Source organism: Neobacillus sp. D3-1R (assembly GCF_052180215.1).
GTDB lineage: Bacteria > Bacillota > Bacilli > Bacillales > Cytobacillaceae > Pseudoneobacillus.
Window position 1 is genome coordinate 2,436,251 of the sequence record NZ_CP197471.1, and the last position, 16,653, is coordinate 2,452,903.

Consider the following 16,653-nt stretch of genomic DNA (forward strand, 5'->3'; position numbering starts at 1 on the left):
TATTCTTTTAATTATGCAATTTACGACAACTTCAGCGTAGGAAATGTCTGATTCTGCGCTTTCCCGAGAAATAATATGAGGAATCGAACATTATCAAATACATTAACTAAAGAGAAGAAGCTCCCCCTCTTATAGGTAGCTTCTTCTCTTTTATTCTATTTCCATAATTTCATGGTAGCAGCAATATTTCTTGCTGTTTGTTGCATAAAAACAGCAGCATTCTCAAACGCTTCGGGTAGAGTAACTACTCCCGGTATGATGCTATAAAGAGCATCGATACCATGTTCATAGACTATATGACTATCTTTGGTAATGGAACCTGCTACACCAATAACAGGAACATTGAACTTCTTAGAGGCTTTTGCCACCCCAATAGGTGTTTTTCCGTATATAGTCTGACTATCAATTCGTCCTTCACCAGTTATCACAAGGTCAGCATCCTTTACATGCTCTTCAAATTGCACCGCATCAAGCACAATATCAACACCACGTTTTAAACTAGCAGATAAGAATCCCATTAGTCCGGCACCTAAACCACCAGCCGCACCTGCACCCGGAATATCTCGGAAGGATTTCCCCAATTGTTCTTCAACAATATCGGCATAATGGGTTAAATTGGCATCCAGCTGCACCACAAGTTCAGGTGTGGCACCCTTTTGTGGTCCATATATAGCAGATGCACCTTTTGGACCTGTCAAAGGATTATCAACATCACAAGCTACTTCAATTTTTGCATCTAGTACTCTTAAATCTAATTCCGATAAATCAATGGATGCTAGGTCAGCCAAAGCTCCTCCACCAGGGCCGATCTCTTCTCCTTCATGATTTAAAAGTCTAGCACCAAGGGCTTGGACCATTCCAGCTCCTCCATCATTCGTTGCACTTCCACCAATTCCAATGATAAAGTCCTTTACCCCTAAATCTAATGCAGCAAGTATTAGTTCTCCTGTACCTCTTGTAGTTGTAATCAATGGATTTCTTTTTTCCACAGGAACTAAGTGTAAACCTGATGCTGCCGCCATTTCAATGACAGCGGTTTGCCGATCGCCTAGTATTCCAAAGAATGCCTGAACAGGTTCACCCAACGGTCCGGTAACTACCTTATCTACTATTCTACCACCAGTAGCGTCAACCAAAGATTGAACTGTCCCTTCTCCTCCGTCCGCCATTGGAAGTTTTTTATATTCAGCTTCTGGAAAAATTTCTTTAAAGCCTCTTTCAATAGCAATAGCAGCTTCCAGTGCAGATAAGCTCTCTTTAAACGAATCTGGTGCAATAATTATTTTCATCTTACAGACACCCCTTCCTTAACTAAACAGTTTGAAGACTCCGAATACAAGAGTGGAAATAATAGCAAGCGTTAAACCAACTAATGTTTCATACGGCATTACTTTTAAACGCTCTTTGATATCCATGTTCACACTACCAGCTGTTGCATGGAAGAAGCTTCCATGTGGTAAGTGATCTAATACAGTAGCCCCTGCATGAATCATCGCAGCACCTGCTAATGCAGAAATACCAAGTCCTAAAATCGTTGGTCCAAAGACACCACTTGCTACGGCTGTTCCTGCTGTAGTTGAAGCAGTTGCCGCTGACATAAAGATACCGGATACAGGTGCTAATAAGTAAGCTGGTAACCCAGAAGACGTTAGAGCATTGATAACAACATCTTTTAGTGTGGAATTAGCAATGATTCCAGCTAATGTTCCAGTTCCCAATAGCATGATGGCAACGCCAGACATTTTGCTTAAACCTGAAATCGCATATTCATTAATTTTCTTCGTCTTTTTCATAGCAATTGCACCAATGATCCCCCCAATTGGAAGTGCTACCATTGGATCAATGGCGATATCTAAAGTTGGTCTTAGTGCTAGTAAAATGATTGTAACTAGTGGTGCTATGATAGCTGTTATAAATAATGGCATATTTGTTTGATTAGTAGTATCCAATTCTGCACTTGTAATAGCCGAACCTTTATTAACAAGTTTTTTGGCAATAACATAAGTAACAATTAAACCAAAAATTGCTGGAATAATTCCTGCTGCCATAATAGATGTTAATGGAACATGGAAAGCATCAGATGCGGCAATCGCATTTGGATTTGGAGACATAATATTCCCTGCTTTTCCTCCACCAATCATCGCTAATAATATAGCTGTTTTAGATAATTTCGCACGTTTTGCAATTGCTAACGCAATCGGTGAAACCGTGATAACAGCAACATCAATGAATACCCCTACTGCTGTCAAGATCATTGTAGCAACTGCCAATGCTAATAAGGCACGTGTTTCTCCTAATTTTTTAACAATCGTTTCCGCTATCGAAGAAGCTGCTCCTGACTCAATAAGGACACCTGCTAAAACCCCCGCTGCTAGAATACGAAGAACAGCAGGGATAATACCTTTTGCGCCTTCCATCATTAGAGTAACTGTATTGGTAATATCGGCTCCACCTATCAATCCGCCAATTAAAGCACCCGCAACCATTCCGTACGCTGGTGGAACCTTCTTTAAAATCAAAATAATAGCAATAACTAACGCACTTACAGCTCCTAAAGCGCTTACAGTAACATCCATCATATTTACCTCCTAAAGTTTAAATTTTGCTTTAAGTAAATTGTAAGCGTTTTCTAAAGGAGAATCATTGTAACAGGCGATAAAATAATGCTTTCTTTTTTATACATTTTTTGTGCAAACGCACAAATTAATGAATTTCATATAATAATTTTGCTACGTATAATTCAATTATATCTTTCATTTTCCGAGGGTCTTTACCAGTTTGCTCAGTTATTTTATCTAATCGATATCGGAGTGTATTTCGATGAATAAACAAACTTTCCGCTACCTTGTTTAATTCTCCGTTTTCTTTAATAAAAGTATGTAAGGTGGCACGGAGTTCACCATTTTTATCATTTTTTAGGAGTTCTTCATAAAATGAAAATTGCTTAACCTGATCCAATTGTGAAAGTACTACCTCTAAGTAAAATTCATCAAATTGATAAATTCCTTGTTTTTGATTTATTTTTTTCCCCACTATTAACGTTTTTTGTGCATTTATAAAAGAAAACCTTATATCTTTTATCGAAGTTACATACGAACCACTAGCTATTTCTATCAAATTGTTTGAATGCTCTGTTATGTGTTTATAAATCCTCTTTAAGAAAGGCGTTATATCGTTTTCTCTAGCTAACATAGACTTTAGGATGACAATATTATTATTGTAGGTTAAAGCAATTAGATCTGATTTATCAAGCTCATATTGGAGACTTCTCATTAACTTTGGGTAATCAATAGTAGGATTATTTTCTCTACTCTCTAGTAATATCACCATTCTCGGTAGATCTAGGTCCATTCCCAGTATATTGGCACGCTCTTTCACTAACATCTCATTTATTTCATCTTCATGAATGAGTTGGTTTACAATTTCACCTTGTAATCTCTGTTTCCATTGCATACGCTCTAATAAAAACGATTGCTCCAAAACAAGTTCAGCAGCCATTTTCACTAACTGTGCGTAATTTCGAATCTTGCTCGGATCTCCGGTGATTCCAATCACTCCAACTGTTTGATTATGAAATCGGATGGGCAGATTTATACCTGGCTTTGCTCCTTTCATTTTTTTAGCATCGTCTTCTTCAATTTCTATACTTTCATTTTGCTTTAGTACATAAAGAGCGCCATCATGAAGTTGATTTAACCTTACTTTATCACCAGAGCCTATGATAATCCCATTCTCGTCCATAACATTAATATTTTGGTTCAATATTTTCATTGTCCGCTCCACAATTTCTTGCGCAAGCTCTTTCGTTAAAAATGCCATGTTAACCCTCACTAAAAATTTTATTTGTTTTAATGTATCACATTTGTAGATATAAACCTTATTAGTTTACATAATAATTTTATAGTATCCATATACTAATATCATTTATTAAACTAACTAAAAAACCCCTAGAATATAAATTCTAGGGGTTGGAATTATTTTTCTCTTCTGTAATAATTATATTTCTGGTATTTTCATCCGACTGAAATATTTGCTGATTCCCTTCAATTATTTGCAAGTTGAAACCCTTATATGCTACCTCTTCACTTGGAGCTTTTATTGGATTCACATTATCTCCTTCTATACGAAAATATTGTCCTGGAAGGGCGATTATTACATCACTATATTCCCGCGTACGAATTTGGAAGAAGGCATTAAGATTATCTTTAGTGAGTTTCATATTTTGATTTAGGGTCTGTAACTGCTCAAAAAATGTATCAGCATCAAGAATCTTATTATAAGATGGCCATTCTTCAACGGCTTCAGACCAAATCGTATTGTCATCATCTTGTAGATTTGGGCAAGATACACAACTTTGATGGTGAAGCGTTTTATATGAATCCCCATCCTTTTCAACTAAGATAAACTTAACAGACTCAAAATCTCCCTTATTATTTAAAACAATGGAAACATTATCAATTTTTACATCGTCAGTAACTTTATATTCCTTTTTAAATGTTTTCCAGCTTTTTATAATATTTGTTTCATAGATATTTTTATCTGTAAATAAAGGTTTTTGTTTTGCTGTTTGTTCCTTATCATTAAAAATACCTAAAAATAATGCAATGGTTAGTATTCCTCCTATGATCCAGTACCTCTTTTTTAAGTACATACTATTCTCCCCTTATTGTTTCTTATACATCTAATTATCGTAAAACGCGAAATTCGAGTCAATTCTACCATTTCTAAAGTATCTCTAACGTTGTCACACTTTTGTTAAATTCTTCAAATAGGAAAAATTTTCTTCTTAATATGTTAATTGTGTAATAGAACTATTACAATATTTAATATAACGAATTATTTTTTTATTTTTGAGGTGAACACAATGGCAGCTATAGACCATGTTGATTTGGAAATTATCGATTTACTTAAGCAAAATTCAAGAATGACATGGAAAGAAATAGGTGATATCGTCCATATGACCGGCCAAGCAGTTGCTGCTCGTATAACAAAACTAGAAGATCTCGGAGTTATAGAAGGATATACGGTCAAACTTAATGCAGAGAAACTGGGCTACCCGATTCTTGCTATCGTATTAGTCTTTATGAAGACAACGAATCATTCAGCCTTCCATACATTTATTCACGAACATTCAGAAATAAAAGAAGCGTTTCGTGTTAGTGGTGAAGGATGTTATTCCTTAAAAATAAATACTGCGACGCAAGATGACTTAGTCCAAATTCTTGATAAAATTCTTGCTTTTGGCAATTACCGCGTTAATATTTCCCTTTCAAAAATAAAATAAGATAAGAGAAAAACTCTCTTATCTTTTTTATCCATTTAGAATTCGAACAATTCTCCATCTTTTAAAACTTTAACATTATCTAGTTGTTGTTGAAGAAGATACTGCTGCAATTCTTTCCGAGATAACAAGCAATGATTCCATGCTTCCATATGGGTTACAAAAATTCTCGAATTAGGAGCCAGTTCACTCACCTTCCTAATATCGGTTGAACCCATAGTAATAGGATCACCTGTTAAAAATTGGGCTTCTCCTCCATTTAAAATAATTATTTCAGGTGTATGTTGGTTTATAGCCACTTCAACATCCGAACACCAGATAGTATCACCTGCAATGTAGATCGTCGGGTTATTATTTTCTGCTTTTAATATAAATCCAGATACTGGTCCCATTTGTTTCCCTAATTCACCCGTCCCATGTTGCCCTGCCGTCCTAATAATATGAATACTATTCCAAACAACACTTTGATCAACTTTTTGTATGTTGGTAAATCCTAATGAAAACAGCTTTTCTTCATCCTCTGGCTGACAAAATATAGGTAGATTTTTGGGAACAGTTTCAATAGCTTTTTCATCCAAGTGATCACGGTGACTATGGGTAAGTAAAATAGCATCTACAGATTCCATTATCTTCTCAATAGAAATTGGCAACTCAACAAGAGGATTTAAATATTCATTTGCTGCATTACCGACTGGTGCCATTACTCCTTTAGAGCTTAGCATAGGGTCCACTAGGAACATTAATTCATTCATTTTAAATTTGACTGTTGCATGTCTTACAAGTTGTAACATCATTCATTCACTCCATTATAATTATTTTTTAAACATAAAGCTGCAGTACTTTTAGGTGTAATACTAATAAAAGGTATATTGAGCCCAATTATGGCTAGTATCACCACCAATAAACCAATCCATTGTAGAATAGTCAAATGTTGGTCAAAGATGGTATTCGACAGGAATACGGCAAATACAGGTTCAACAATACTAATGATGGACGCTTTGGATGCACCAATTCTTTTTAACCCTTCAAAGAAAAAAAGAAATGGTAAGATAGTAGAAACGACTGCTAGTAAAATCATAATGACCCAAGCAGTAAAACTAAAGTTTATATGAATATGATGATTTCCATATCCAACCATCAAGAGAGTCATCGAGGTAAATAAACTTATATAAGCTGAATTGACAAGAGAATTTTCACCTAATCGATTCTTACTAATTAAAATAAAAATCGCATAAATAATGGCTGCTAAAAACGAATAAAATATGCCTATCATTTTGATGTCTGTACTCGTTTGCAAAACTAAAAGTAGACCCACACCTGCTAACAGTAATGAAATCACCTTCCCTTTGGTAACTCTTTCTAAATGGAATAAAAAAGATAGAATCATAACCATTACTGGATATGTGTAAAACACCAATACCGCCATAGCAGGTGAGATGATTTGAAAGGATTTAAATAATAAAGTAGACATACACGAATATCCAACTGCCCCTAATACAATCAGGATGAAAAGTTCCTTACTTTTTACTTTGAAAGATATTTTCTTAATAGCGATGATTAACCACAGTGCTATAGCAGCCAGACCAAAGCGAAAGAAAAGTAGTGTATTGGAATCAATCCCTTGTTGATAAGCAAAAATAGCAATCGTCCCCATAGCACCAAAACCTATTGAAGCCATCATAATAAACGTAAACCCCTGTAACTGTATTTTCATTTTTTTCACCTTTACTCTGTTTTCTATATTATAAAAAACAGAAACCACACTTCCCATTGTGTAATGAAATGAAATAGAAGGTTTTATTTACTATATGTAACTGTTTTTAAATAAAAAGTTTAGATTTGAAATTAACTATTTTAAACGAATAAAAAAGCAGTCCTCTTTTGTTAAGGAGACTGCTTCATATTATCTATTTTTTTGGTTTGAAAATCTCTACTATCCGCTGAATCAAGTAAAAAGTGATTAAACAGCTCAAGTAAAATTAAAACAGCCAATCGCATAATTAGAAAATGCCATAAAGTCCAATTTTCAGACATATGTAAAATATTAGTTTCCTTAAGGAGCCAATTAAGAGGTAACATGAACAATATCGCTACGATTTTCCATAACCATTTTATTTTAAAAGAAACTAAAGATGTAAAAATAAGTGCTAAAAATAAAATATAGGCTGTGGCAAACGCAACATGGTCTCGTGAATCGTTCTTAAACCACCCAATTTCATAATGGTACAGATCAAAAAATGCAACTAAAACGAAAGCTGTACTCGCTTGTATTAATAGACTGGTAAATAATAATGTAATGAACCGAACTGGTATAGAAATATTTCCCTGAAGTTCCTGATACCATCTTTTTGCAATAAAAAAGCAAATCATTAACCCGATACCAGTGTGAATGATTCCCCACCAAAATTGAGTATAAGCATGAATATGTACAAACCATTTTTCTGTTATGAGAAAAATACCAACAATAAAAAGAATCCATTTCCAACTAAGGTTTAATGCACCAATAAAAGCACCCACCATCGGAACAGAAAAAGCATTGGATGCAATGGAACCTAAGAGTCCATCATAATAGTTGTTTTTTAATAAATGAGGGTGATATTCATAACTCTTAAATAGAACCAAAATGACATATTCTAGAAGATATGTAATACCAGAAAGAAAAGTATATAAAGGTATTACTTTTTTGTCATGAGTTTTATGAAAAGTAATAATAAAAATAATGATACTTATTAAGGTTATAAGTCCATACCAAAAATGATTTGCCAATCTATCACCCCACCCCATATTCTATTACTTGGACTAAAGTACTCTTAGAAAAATTTCCATTAATCGTTAATATTTCATTGTCGAGCATTCACTTTAAAAAGAGGTATCAATAAATATATTTCTTCCCATATATGGGTAAATATAGTATCTTCGTTATAAAAAGAATCTTAACTTAAGGGGCACAATTTATGTGGAAAAACAGAAATGTATGGATTATTTTAAGTGGAGAGTTTATTGCCGGTCTTGGTTTATGGCTAGGCATAATTGGAAATTTAGAATTCATGCAAGAAAAAGTACCTTCGGATTTCATAAAATCACTCCTACTTGCAGGAGGATTAGTGGCTGGGATATTAGCTGGCCCATACGCTGGAAAAGTAACCGATCAGGTTAGCAAAAAAAACGTTATGTTAATGGCAGGATTAGTTAGAGCCATAAGCGTTATTTTTATGCTTATTGCAATTAGTACCGGTTCCATTTGGTGGATGCTTATTTTCTTTGTCCTTATTCAACTTTCTGCTGCCTTTTATTTTCCCGCTTTACAGGCATCCATACCACTTATCGTAGCGGAAAAAGACCTACTCCAATTAAACGGTATACATATGAATGTTTCAACTTTATCAAGAATTATTGGTACAGCAGTAGCTGGTATTTTACTCGTAATTATGCCCTTATCTATGCTATATATTGGTTCTTTGATTGCCTATATCGCATTGTTATTACTAACCTTCTTCTTAGATTTCGATGAATCAAAGTTTGTGGCACAGGATTTTAAAAAGAAAGTTGAAAAAACAAGTTTCAAAGATGTTTTTCCTATTATTAAGAGAATGCCTATTGTGTACATGACCTTATTAATGGCGTTAGTTCCACTATTGTTTTTAGGAGGATTTAATTTATTAGTTATTAATATTAGTGAATTACAGGATAGCTCTGCTATAAAAGGATGGATTTATTTTACAGAAGGGATTTCTTTTATGGTTGGTGCTTTCTTTATTAAAAAAATTAGTGTTAAAATCTCACCTAATATGATTTTATTTAGTTGTTCCTTATTAATTGGAATATCTCAAATACTGTTGTTTTTTGCAAACATTCCAGTGATTTCTCTTTTGGCTTTTCTCGTGTTTGGTTTTTCTGTAGGATGCTTTTTCCCTACTGTAGCTACTATTTTTCAAACAAAGGTGCCGAAAGATTTTCATGGTCGCTTTTTCTCTTTCCGAAATATGTTAGACCGAATTGCATTTCAAATGGTTTTAATTTTGACAGGATTTCTTCTCGATTTAATTGGACTAAAGTTTATGTGTGTCCTTTTTGGGATTTTAACACTATTAACGACTATTTTATTTTATATCAAGCAAACACGTCCTTCGTTGGAGCAGGAGATGGAAACAAAACCAGGTGTCTAAATGACGCCTGGTTTTGATTTTAAGCTAAAAAACAGTCAAAAAATATCTTGACTGTTAACGTTTTTTTGATTTTTTTGTTGATTTTTCTTTACCTGAAGTAGGTAAAACCTGATTATCCTGTGTAATTTTTGCACCTTCTAAAAAATTATCCTTTGTTTTCATACGTTTATCTCCTTTTCTTATTTATCAAAAACCCCTAATATTCCTGCTTCCCCTATTAAAGATTCGCCTATTTTTGGTTCTGTAACTATTTTTTTATCTTTGGCATCCCAGTCGAAACCTGGTTCTGTTGTTCCTGTAGACATTAATGGCTGTTCCGTGTCTTTTTTAGCAATATCTTTGTTTGAATTCATCATTTTGATTTTACCCCTTTTATAGAAGTACTTTTATTTTCTTCTTTTTGTAAAAACTCTATACTAGGGCCCTCTTTATTCAACCCATTTTACAATATCTTCTAAAGGTCTCCGTGTTTTTGGATGATTAGGTTCAGTTACCCGATAACCGAAAGCCACCATTACAGAAATACTGAAATGGCCATCTTCCAATAATCCTTCTTCATCCAGCAATTGATTCATTTTTTCTAGTGAAAATCCTTCAATGGGACAGGAATCAATACCGATTTGTGCTGCAGCCGTCATCATATTCGCTAGAGCAATATAGGTTTGTTTGCATGCCCAATCATATAAAGGTCGATTTCCATCTAATAATTGAAAATCATCCTTTTGAAACTTCTCTACTCTTTGTAAAAATTTGTCTAAGTGCTCTTTTGGGAAATGTTTAACAGATAGCAATTGATTCATTAAATATTTTGAATCATATTTAGTATCTACTATGGTTCTTGCTAAAATAATCACAAAATGACTTGCTTCAGGAAGTTTTCCATAAGTCCCCCATGAGGTATTTTTAATTTTTTCACGCAAACGAGGATTTTGAATAACCACAAAGCGCCAAGGTTCAAACCCAAAGGAACTAGGTGATAAACGCCCTGTTTCTAATATAAAATGAAAATCATCTTCAGGGATTATTTTATTGGGATCAAATTGTTTTGTAGCGTGTCGAAAATGAAAAGCTTCTAGAATCTCTTCTTTTAATACATTTTTATCTCTCAATCCATTTCCTCCTTCAATATTCTATTGGTTAGTATGGGCTATTCATCATTTCGTATTAGTATGCTTAAAACTTAATTTGGGTATAATTTTGGGCAATAGAAGGATGTTTAAGGACATAAATTTGAAATTAATAGGAGGTTTACAATGCATTTATCAGGTAATACCGTTTTAATCACAGGTGGTGGGACAATGGAGGAAATTAGAGAAGGAACCAAATTATCATGGGAAAATTACTTAAAAAATAACCCTGATTTTTAAAAATATTAGCCACCTCTAAAAATAACCCGTTCGGGTAAGAGGGAGAAAACACGAAATAGCATTAGCTTTTGAATAAAGACCTATTTAACGTACCCTGTGTCCGCAAAAAATGAGAGAAAACATTTACCATACCTACAATCCTTTTTATTTGTAAAAATATAGGTGTTTCAACACTCGTATCGGACACAAGTTCCGCCATCAAGGCAAAAGGTTCCCATTTCTGCTAAAAAATAAGGTGGCTTTTTTACATTATCCCATAATAAACTATTCTTTTTTTCTATTTACCTAATTCTTTTTCTATTAAATCTTTATTTCCCTGATGAAAATTACGCATTCCTCTTATATAAGAGTATCCTTCCATTAAATGAACACCATCACTCCTCATTTCAACAGCCTTTCTTAATTCTCTAATATATTGGAAGGAAGCTTGTGTACGTATTTTTATTTCATTTTTACATTCTGTTACATGTCCGTGACCAGGGACAAGAATATGTATTTCATGTTTTTGTAAAATGTTTTCTGTTTTAGCAAGGGTCTCTTCATATTTATAACTATTAAAATAAATATACGGAAATTCTACATTAGATAAGTAATCACCTGCTAACCAGATTCCAAAAGGTTCCACAACAGTATAAATCCCATCGTTTGTATGGCCTTCAGCAAGATAAAACGTTAATGATACGTCACCGATTCTTAAGACTTGTCCATTTTCACGAATAACTATATCTACCTCTGGATATTTAATAGGGTAATTTCGGTCTATATAATATTTATCGTCAAACTCTCTAATTTGTTCTAAAATCTGTTCCTTATCATCACGTTTTTCAAAAGCTTCACTAGCAATAACCTTGGCATCTGGAAAAGCACCGTATCCGATAATATGGTCCCAATCAGAATGGGTAAACAACAGATACAAGGTCCGATTCCCTCTTATTTTAAATACAAATTGTTTGATTTCCTCTATTTCTGTCGGAAGCCAAGTTGGATCAACTACAATTACACAATCCTTAGATTGTATAACACTTGAGGTTGTTTTAAATAGCTGGCTTTCAAAAACGGTAATATCTTGGTTTTTAAATTGAATCAATTTTTTTGCCCCCCTTTTTTAATATTAATTATTTTACTTCAAAATCTATGGTAGCTTTCACAATTCCATTAACAATAATCGAAAGAGTGTGAATACCTTTATAATGCTTTCGAGTAGTTAAGTCCTTAAATGATTGTTTTTTTGAAAAGGTTCTACCCTCATTTTGATTGATAGTAAATGAACTTATCATAAATATTTTTCTTGAACGATTCCCCTTTGATTTCACATAATCAATACCATATTCTATACGTATTGGCATTGTCTTTTGACTTACAATGGTAAATGAAAATTCGAGAGTTTCCCCAATTAAAATCGTATCCCGTTCAAGTCCTATATCCTTAACTTCGATTTTCTCATCTTCTTCAAACCCAAATAGTGAAAGTGCTCGTTGATCCCCCTTTTTTAATAAGGTACGACAGGCATGTTTAATGATCCAATCGGTATATGGATGTTTACCGTGCCATCGACGTGCAATTTCTATAACTAAATCTGGGTTCGTATAGGAAATGTCATTTAAGTGATTAGCCACACTCTTTCGAACATATAGGGATTCATCTTCTTTTAGATTTTCTAAAATGGGTATTGTTCGCTCAGGATTTGCTTTTAAATAAGGTACTGATAATCCCCAAGGTAGTCTTGGTCTACTGCCTTCACTTGCTAATCGCCGGACATGTTCATTATCATTTTTTGACCAATTGTACATTTGGTTTAACATTTCATCTACATTTTTTATAAGGAAAGGACGAACGGCAAATTCAGATGTAGAATAACGAGTAAAAAATTCCAATGCTTGTAAAGAAATCTCCCATTCTTCTAAACCATACTGCTCAACATAATCAGGAAATATAATTCCAGTTAGTCCATTAGAAAATTGGGGTGCTACTTTGTATAAAATAGAAAGTGCTGAAATGTAATCTCCTGGCAATGTTTGATGTAAGGATACCGTAATTCTCCGCATTCGTTCCTTTAAGGCAAGGGTTTGCCAATCTTCTTTAAAAATAAGATCAAAACATTTTTGACTATTAAAATCATCATATACCCTTTTAATGTTATCGGTTAATTGCGTCACAAAAATTTCATTGTAAACGTTTCTAAGTTCTTCAGCCAATTAATACCCTCATTTCTTCTCCTATACCTCATCTATTTGTTAATGAGTTTTACCCTAACTTACACTAATTTTTCACTATTTTTAATTCTTTTAACACAATTAATTCTCCTCTAAAAGTTAGCTATTTTCAAATTTTCGACTGTATAATTGGCAGTAAACTCCTAAATAATATGAAAGAATTCCTTGTTATAATTAGAATTCTAAGGAGTGAAAATATGAGAATGGTTAAATTTTTGTTGATTTTTGTATTATTCATTGCCCTTGGTATATCAACGTGGATCTATTATCCACAATACCAAATCCATAAAATGAAGAAACAAGCAGTTAAAGTTAGTGCAGATACTTCAAAGATTTCGTATATAGATTATTTTCGTGATTTAAGAGAAAAGGAAATTTACAATTTAGCAATAGGTGATTCGGTTATCCGTGGAGTTGGTGCAAAACAAAATGAAAATCTCGTATATCGTTTCTCTAGTAAATTACAGGAACAAACCAAAAAAAATATTCAATATGAAAATGAAGGCATTAATGGGATTACGAGTAGCGAATTAAAGGATTTAGTGTTAAAAGGTCGTTACGATGATGGAATAAAAAAGGCTGATATCGTGACCATAAATGTCGGCGGTAATGATGTTCTACGAATGGTGAAGAATCAAAATATTCAAACTGTGATACAATCCTTTGAGCAATTACAATTGACATTTTCAAAAAACCTAGCAGAAATAGCAGAGAGAATTCATAAAATAAATCCTGATGCTACACTCGTATTTTTAGAGCTGTACAATCCAATAAAACCTTCTGAAAAAATATATACAATTGCAGATAAATTGCTTCCAACCTGGAATATAAAAATATACGAGGTTGCCAATCAATATGCATCGTCTGTTGTGATCGAAACAACAAAGGTAATGAACGGTGACCATCTGCAAAATATTGCACCAGATGGTGTTCATCCTAATTCTTCTGGATACATGGCTATTTCAGATCAGATGATTTATCAATTAAAAAAACAATATCGAAAAAAGGCCGTATAATAAACGAAGGGGTTCATCCTCCTTCGTTTTTTCATTACTTTGTGATGATTTAAACCTTTCTACTTATATAACGTTTGCAAGGTATAAAAAATCATAATACCAGAAAATTATCTAATATGTTTAGTTAACCAAAGATTGGGATATTTATTATATAAGTAATTAATGATAAAACAGATTTACATGCAATATTACGGAAAAAATCATGCATTTATATAAGGAGGTTAAGTTATGCCATTTTGGGCTTACTTACTAATTGGTATCGGTGTATTGATTTTATTTGGTGCAATTGTCGATTTCTTTTCCAAAAAGAAAAGAACAAGGTTAGATCCAATAGAAAAAGCCGTAAACGCTGATGAATCCGAAAAAATATATGAAGAACAAAAAATAAAAAGCTCGATGGACACATTTCATAATTAATCCTTTGGTTCTAGCAGATGCCTTTAGCATCTGCTTTTTTAAATGATTAAAAAATCCATGCAGGCAAAATGTCGAAAATTTGTAATGAATTGCACATAATCAGATTATCTAAAATGATAAAATTAAAAAATCCAAGGAAAAGAGGTCAAAAGATTATGAATAAGGTTGAAATAATAGCCCGTAGAATCCTAGGTTGGAAATTAAATAATTGGGAAAAATGGTATGATTATGAAAAAAATGTCTTCATTCTTGTTTCTGAATTTCAGCCAGAGGAAAATCTAGAACATGCAATGCTCATAGTAAATAAATTAGAAAATTTAGGCTTTACCTATACAATTAAAAGTCCTACAGAAGTTTGCTTTAATGATATTTGTGCAACTGGTGAAACATTAGCAATAGCTATTACAAATGCAGCTTTCTCAATAGCTGACAACAGTTCTATTCCCGATGAATGGCTATAATAAAATATCAATACATAAAACCCATTTCTTTATTGATTTGGGTTTTTATTATTTTATTGAACTAGTTTAATAGTATAAAACACCTTCACAAAATTGTTAAAAAAAGGTAAAAATGTTAATATTAAAGAAATATAGACATATAGTTGGGGGAATTTTGTGTTTAGACCTTATTTAATTTATATTTCACTTCTTTTCATTTTGGGAGGTTGTGTACAAAATCAAGTTTCAACAAAAGTTAATGAAAATGAGAAATCATCTAAAAATCAAATAATAGTAACTCCCAATCAAGAGATTACTTTTAAAAAAGCAATAAGCCGAAAAATTGATTTAATAAGGAAAGATAAATCCATTACTAATTTTAAACCTGAATTCACGAATACCGAAAATAAAGCTGTATATGACCTTACTATTAAACTAAGTGGTGATGATACGTTTTATGTTACGAGTAATATTGAAGTTAGAAATCTCTCAAAAAATTCCTGGGAAGATATTATTTTTTATTTAATTCCTAATGCATTTACAGAAAAATGGAAGCCTAAATCTGATTACTATACCGATACCTCTGAAGTTGAGGTGGAAAAAGTGGCCATTAATGGTGAAAAAGCAGATTTTAAGCTTGCCAATGATACGTTACAGATTTTACTAAAAAAGCCATTATCACCAAATCAAATGGCCCATGCTAGTATACAATATAAGTTCAAACTCCCTGAAAATGGTAATCGCTTTTCACATGCCAATGGGAATTTTTATTTAGCCCAATGGTACCCAATGCTAGCAACCTATCGTTCAGGTTGGGATAAAGATGATTACTCTTACGGAGGAGAGACCTATCATACAGGCTTTGGTGAATTCACCCTTCATTATGAGATTCCAGGTGAATATAACCTTATCAGTTCCTCCGAAAATGAGAATATAAAACAAACAGACACATTAAAATTTGAGATTGATCAAAACAAAGAGTTTTACCCATATTATCCTAGTCAAAAAGGAATTCTTAAATTGAAGAATAGTAAAGAAATTTTTCTAGCCATCATTAAGGATATGAAAGTCCGTTCTAAAGTAATAGATGGGATTGAGGTTCGGGTATTCTCACATCCATCTGATGAACCTTATATTGATGAAACGCTGGAATTAGCGGTTGATTCACTTCAATTTTTCAATAAACAATTAGGCGGTTATCCTTATAATCAGCTTGATGTCATAATGGACGAAGGCGGAATGGAATATCCAGGAATCGTAACTGTAGGTAAAGGTGGGTTTTCAGAACATACTACTGTCCATGAAATTGCTCACCAATGGTTTTATGGGATAGTAAGTAATAGTCCTTTTCAAAATACTTGGATCGATGAAGGTTTTACGGATTTTGCTACTCATCTTTATTTTCTAGAACAAAAAGGACGTAGTGAAAAAGAAGTGTTCGGGTTTGCTATAGATAGAATAAAAGAGGATGAAATTAATAAAAAAATAAAACCTGCTCACTTACCCGTAAATGAATATATTACGGGTGGCTTTTCTAGCGCAAATTATAAAGTTCCTACCCTTAAGCTATGGGATCTTTCAGAGCATGATACGAAAAAAGCTTTAGCTTTCTTAAAAACTTATGTAAACATCTATGCCTACCAAGAAGTAGATGCACAAGAATGGTTCCGGTTTATACAAACCTATTTCCATATAGAGGACCCATCAATACTTACTGAGTGGATTAAGGTAGATGAATCATCATAAAAGGCAG

At 33.2% G+C, this 16,653-nt stretch carries 17 protein-coding genes; 6 read left to right on the top strand and 11 right to left on the bottom strand.

Annotated elements, in window-relative coordinates; all coding sequences use genetic code 11:
* Positions 1–155: 155 nt before the first annotated feature.
* The 4 genes from ACSBPO_RS12530 to ACSBPO_RS12545 form a co-directional block, all read right to left on the bottom strand.
* On the bottom strand, positions 156–1,289 hold the full coding sequence (locus ACSBPO_RS12530; RefSeq protein ID WP_442593725.1) for a glycerate kinase: 1,134 nt from the start codon (positions 1,287–1,289) through the stop codon (positions 156–158).
* Between the two features lie 18 nt (positions 1,290–1,307).
* Positions 1,308–2,576: a GntP family permease gene (locus ACSBPO_RS12535; protein WP_442600359.1), complete on the bottom strand. Its 1,269-nt coding sequence runs from the start codon at positions 2,574–2,576 to the stop codon at positions 1,308–1,310.
* Between the two features lie 127 nt (positions 2,577–2,703).
* Complete coding sequence (locus ACSBPO_RS12540) at positions 2,704–3,819, bottom strand: sugar diacid recognition domain-containing protein (RefSeq protein WP_442593727.1); 1,116 nt, start codon at positions 3,817–3,819, stop codon at positions 2,704–2,706.
* A 142-nt stretch (positions 3,820–3,961) separates the two neighbouring features.
* Entirely contained in the window at positions 3,962–4,651 is a 690-nt protein-coding gene (locus tag ACSBPO_RS12545; protein ID WP_442593729.1) for a hypothetical protein, read from the bottom strand.
* Positions 4,652–4,864: 213 nt separating this feature from the next.
* Here ACSBPO_RS12545 and ACSBPO_RS12550 point away from each other — a divergent pair, with 213 nt between their 5' ends.
* The gene (locus ACSBPO_RS12550; protein ID WP_442593730.1) at positions 4,865–5,284 is read left to right on the top strand and encodes an Lrp/AsnC family transcriptional regulator; all 420 of its coding nucleotides are present in this window, start codon (positions 4,865–4,867) and stop codon (positions 5,282–5,284) included.
* A gap of 35 nt (positions 5,285–5,319) precedes the next feature.
* Here the strand turns inward: ACSBPO_RS12550 and ACSBPO_RS12555 are convergent, their stop codons facing one another.
* The 3 genes from ACSBPO_RS12555 to ACSBPO_RS12565 form a co-directional block, all read right to left on the bottom strand.
* A complete protein-coding gene (locus ACSBPO_RS12555) occupies positions 5,320–6,075 on the bottom strand; it encodes an MBL fold metallo-hydrolase (protein ID WP_442593732.1) in 756 nt (251 codons plus the stop codon).
* Positions 6,072–6,995, bottom strand: a complete 924-nt coding sequence (locus tag ACSBPO_RS12560; RefSeq protein WP_442593734.1) for a DMT family transporter — start codon at positions 6,993–6,995, stop codon at positions 6,072–6,074. Before ACSBPO_RS12560 ends, ACSBPO_RS12555 begins: the two co-directional genes overlap by 4 nt.
* A 170-nt stretch (positions 6,996–7,165) precedes the next feature.
* Positions 7,166–8,047, bottom strand: a complete 882-nt coding sequence (locus ACSBPO_RS12565; protein WP_442593736.1) for a hypothetical protein — start codon at positions 8,045–8,047, stop codon at positions 7,166–7,168.
* Between the two features lie 188 nt (positions 8,048–8,235).
* Between ACSBPO_RS12565 and ACSBPO_RS12570 the strand changes: the two genes are divergently transcribed.
* Positions 8,236–9,447, top strand: coding sequence for an MFS transporter (locus ACSBPO_RS12570; RefSeq protein ID WP_442593738.1), 1,212 nt, complete (start codon positions 8,236–8,238; stop codon positions 9,445–9,447).
* A 179-nt stretch (positions 9,448–9,626) separates the two neighbouring features.
* Here the strand turns inward: ACSBPO_RS12570 and ACSBPO_RS12575 are convergent, their stop codons facing one another.
* From ACSBPO_RS12575 to ACSBPO_RS12590, 4 genes are all read right to left on the bottom strand, one after another.
* Positions 9,627–9,803, bottom strand: coding sequence for a hypothetical protein (locus ACSBPO_RS12575; protein WP_442593740.1), 177 nt, complete (start codon positions 9,801–9,803; stop codon positions 9,627–9,629).
* A 72-nt stretch (positions 9,804–9,875) separates the two neighbouring features.
* Entirely contained in the window at positions 9,876–10,556 is a 681-nt protein-coding gene (locus ACSBPO_RS12580) for an NAD(P)H-dependent oxidoreductase (protein WP_442593742.1), read from the bottom strand.
* Between the two features lie 535 nt (positions 10,557–11,091).
* Entirely contained in the window at positions 11,092–11,901 is an 810-nt protein-coding gene (locus tag ACSBPO_RS12585; RefSeq protein WP_442593743.1) for an MBL fold metallo-hydrolase, read from the bottom strand.
* Between the two features lie 28 nt (positions 11,902–11,929).
* Positions 11,930–13,009: a DNA alkylation repair protein gene (locus ACSBPO_RS12590; RefSeq protein WP_442593745.1), complete on the bottom strand. Its 1,080-nt coding sequence runs from the start codon at positions 13,007–13,009 to the stop codon at positions 11,930–11,932.
* A gap of 215 nt (positions 13,010–13,224) precedes the next feature.
* Between ACSBPO_RS12590 and ACSBPO_RS12595 the strand changes: the two genes are divergently transcribed.
* The 4 genes from ACSBPO_RS12595 (at position 13,225) to ACSBPO_RS12610 (ending at position 16,646) form a co-directional block, all read left to right on the top strand.
* Positions 13,225–14,043: a GDSL-type esterase/lipase family protein gene (locus ACSBPO_RS12595; RefSeq protein ID WP_442593747.1), complete on the top strand. Its 819-nt coding sequence runs from the start codon at positions 13,225–13,227 to the stop codon at positions 14,041–14,043.
* 228 nt (positions 14,044–14,271) lie between these two features.
* Entirely contained in the window at positions 14,272–14,460 is a 189-nt protein-coding gene (locus ACSBPO_RS12600) for a hypothetical protein (RefSeq protein WP_442593749.1), read from the top strand.
* A gap of 155 nt (positions 14,461–14,615) precedes the next feature.
* Entirely contained in the window at positions 14,616–14,921 is a 306-nt protein-coding gene (locus ACSBPO_RS12605; RefSeq protein WP_442593751.1) for a BC1872 family protein, read from the top strand.
* Positions 14,922–15,077: 156 nt separating this feature from the next.
* Positions 15,078–16,646, top strand: coding sequence for a M1 family metallopeptidase (locus ACSBPO_RS12610; protein ID WP_442593753.1), 1,569 nt, complete (start codon positions 15,078–15,080; stop codon positions 16,644–16,646).
* The last annotated feature ends 7 nt before the right edge of the window (positions 16,647–16,653 follow it).

Coding starts and splice junctions, on each gene's coding strand:
- ACSBPO_RS12530 (WP_442593725.1), bottom strand. CDS start 1,289: ATGAAAATAATTATTGCACCAGATTCGTTTAAAGAGAGCTTATCTGCA.
- ACSBPO_RS12535 (WP_442600359.1), bottom strand. CDS start 2,576: ATGGATGTTACTGTAAGCGCTTTAGGAGCTGTAAGTGCGTTAGTTATT.
- ACSBPO_RS12540 (WP_442593727.1), bottom strand. CDS start 3,819: ATGGCATTTTTAACGAAAGAGCTTGCGCAAGAAATTGTGGAGCGGACA.
- ACSBPO_RS12545 (WP_442593729.1), bottom strand. CDS start 4,651: ATGTACTTAAAAAAGAGGTACTGGATCATAGGAGGAATACTAACCATT.
- ACSBPO_RS12550 (WP_442593730.1), top strand. CDS start 4,865: ATGGCAGCTATAGACCATGTTGATTTGGAAATTATCGATTTACTTAAG.
- ACSBPO_RS12555 (WP_442593732.1), bottom strand. CDS start 6,075: ATGATGTTACAACTTGTAAGACATGCAACAGTCAAATTTAAAATGAAT.
- ACSBPO_RS12560 (WP_442593734.1), bottom strand. CDS start 6,995: ATGAAAATACAGTTACAGGGGTTTACGTTTATTATGATGGCTTCAATA.
- ACSBPO_RS12570 (WP_442593738.1), top strand. CDS start 8,236: ATGTGGAAAAACAGAAATGTATGGATTATTTTAAGTGGAGAGTTTATT.
- ACSBPO_RS12575 (WP_442593740.1), bottom strand. CDS start 9,803: ATGATGAATTCAAACAAAGATATTGCTAAAAAAGACACGGAACAGCCA.
- ACSBPO_RS12595 (WP_442593747.1), top strand. CDS start 13,225: ATGAGAATGGTTAAATTTTTGTTGATTTTTGTATTATTCATTGCCCTT.
- ACSBPO_RS12600 (WP_442593749.1), top strand. CDS start 14,272: ATGCCATTTTGGGCTTACTTACTAATTGGTATCGGTGTATTGATTTTA.
- ACSBPO_RS12605 (WP_442593751.1), top strand. CDS start 14,616: ATGAATAAGGTTGAAATAATAGCCCGTAGAATCCTAGGTTGGAAATTA.